Origin of the sequence: Kitasatospora sp. GAS1066B, assembly GCF_041262605.1 — a bacterium.
Taxonomy (GTDB): Bacteria; Actinomycetota; Actinomycetes; order Streptomycetales; family Streptomycetaceae; genus Kitasatospora.
Window position 1 is genome coordinate 1 of record NZ_JBGCCO010000087.1, and the last position, 1665, is coordinate 1665.

At 68.6% G+C, this 1665-nt stretch carries 2 protein-coding genes; both read right to left on the reverse strand.

The annotated features are described in order from the left end of the window. Positions 1-103: 103 nt before the first annotated feature. Complete coding sequence (locus tag ABH937_RS38150; RefSeq protein WP_370220855.1) at positions 104-937, reverse strand: transposase family protein; 834 nt, start codon at positions 935-937, stop codon at positions 104-106. Positions 938-995: 58 nt separating this feature from the next. Further along, a complete protein-coding gene (locus ABH937_RS38155) occupies positions 996-1472 on the reverse strand; it encodes a hypothetical protein (RefSeq protein WP_280695026.1) in 477 nt (158 codons plus the stop codon). Between the last annotated feature and the right edge of the window lie 193 nt (positions 1473-1665).

The window sequence follows — 1665 nt, forward strand, 5'->3', positions numbered from 1 at the left end:
TGAGCAGTTTTCATCCTGAAGTCGCTGGTCGCGGGGCTGGTGTGGGTCGGGGCTGGGGTGCTCGTGCGGGTCGGAGGCGTGATCGTCGGTAGGTGATCGTTTGTCAGCGCTGGACCTCAGCGTTCGTCAGCACGAGCAGGGCCCGCAGGAGCGTGGTCGCGTGCCGGGCGTTCATGCGGACCTTGGTGAGGATCCGCCAGTTCTTGAGGTCAGCGAAGCCGTGCTCGTTCGCCGCGCGCTCGCGGCTGACCAGCCGGTTCGCCTCCTTCTGTGCAGCGGTCAGCGGGTGGCCTCGGGTGGCCTTGCGGTCGGTGACGATCACCGGGTCGTCGGGGTCGTCGTCCAGACCGACGAAGCCGAGGTCCGCCAGCGCGCCGAGGCCAGCCGCCCGCAGATGGGTGGTGATCTTGTTGTGGCGGGCGGTAGTGATCTCGCTGGAGCGGCCCGGCCTGGCCACCGAGATCCAGATCAGGTTGCCCTTCTCGTCGGTGAGAGCGAGGAACAGCAGGCCGTGGGCCTTGTGCTTGCCGGAGTAGTTCGGCCGGTTCTCGTCCCCGGTGCGGCGGCGGGTGCGCACGAGGGTGCCGTCGAGCAGGACGACCACGCCACCCTTGCGGGCGATTTTCCTCAGGGCTCGGTCCAGGCTCGGGGCGCGCGCGGCGAGGAGTTCGATCACCTCCAGCAGCCAGCGGCGGATGGTGGAAGCAGAGACGTCGTTGCCGCCCGCCATGTCACAAAGCCGCTGGTCATGGCGCAGGACGGCGAGGACGATCAGGGCGATCCTGCCGGGCGGCAGCTTGCGCCAGCGCGAGCCGATCTTCTTCAGATAGCCGCGGATCAGGTCGCTGACCATGGTCGCGGTGGCGGTGGACAGCTCGAGGCGGCACTGGTAGACAAGGCGGCCAGGGCCCTCGGCGGGGCTGGTCTTCTTTCGCATGGAATCCCCAACCTCCGCTGGGGGCCTTTGCGTTACGCCGGGATCAAGCCGCGATCGGTCATGCGGGAGGCAGCGGCAGGGCGGTGAAGCGGCCGGCGGGAGTGCGGTGCAGCCAGCCCCGGTCGGCCAGGCGCTTGAGCTTGTCGCGGACCGGCTCGACCTGCCCGGGCTGGGTGTCCTTGCCGAGCTTGACGCTGACGTCCTTGGCCGGGACCGGCTCCGGTGCCGCGGTCACGATCTTCATGATCGCCTGGTAGTCCGCGGGCAGTGCGCTCGTCTCCAGGCCGTCTCCGCGGTGCGGGACCAGCAGCATCCCGCCCGCCCCGGGCGAGGTCGTGACCCGCTCGAACTCCTCGGCCATCACTGGGTCGTCAGCCGTGCCGGCCCCCTGGGCGTCAGCGAACTGGCCGAACACCACCTCCGCGGCCTTCAGTCGGGCGACCTCGATGTCGATCTCGGCAAGCTCCTTGCGCAGTTGTTCGGCACGGTCGGCCAGCACCACTCGCCGCTGCATCACCCACACCAGCACATCCACCAGTAGCCCCTCCCAGCATCCGACCTTCCGGAGACTACGAGTCGGGCGCGGCTGCCACCGCGGTTCCCGGGAATCGACCGCATGACGGACGATCACCTGCTATCGATCACGCCCCTGACCAGTACGAGCACCCCACCTCCGACCCACACCAGTCCCGTGACCAGCAACTTCAGGATGAAAACTGCTCACTGAG

What these genes read in the sequence shown, in the direction of transcription:
- ABH937_RS38150 (WP_370220855.1), bottom strand. Translation starts at nt 937, where the DNA reads ATGCGAAAGAAGACCAGCCCCGCCGAGGGCCCTGGCCGCCTTGTCTAC.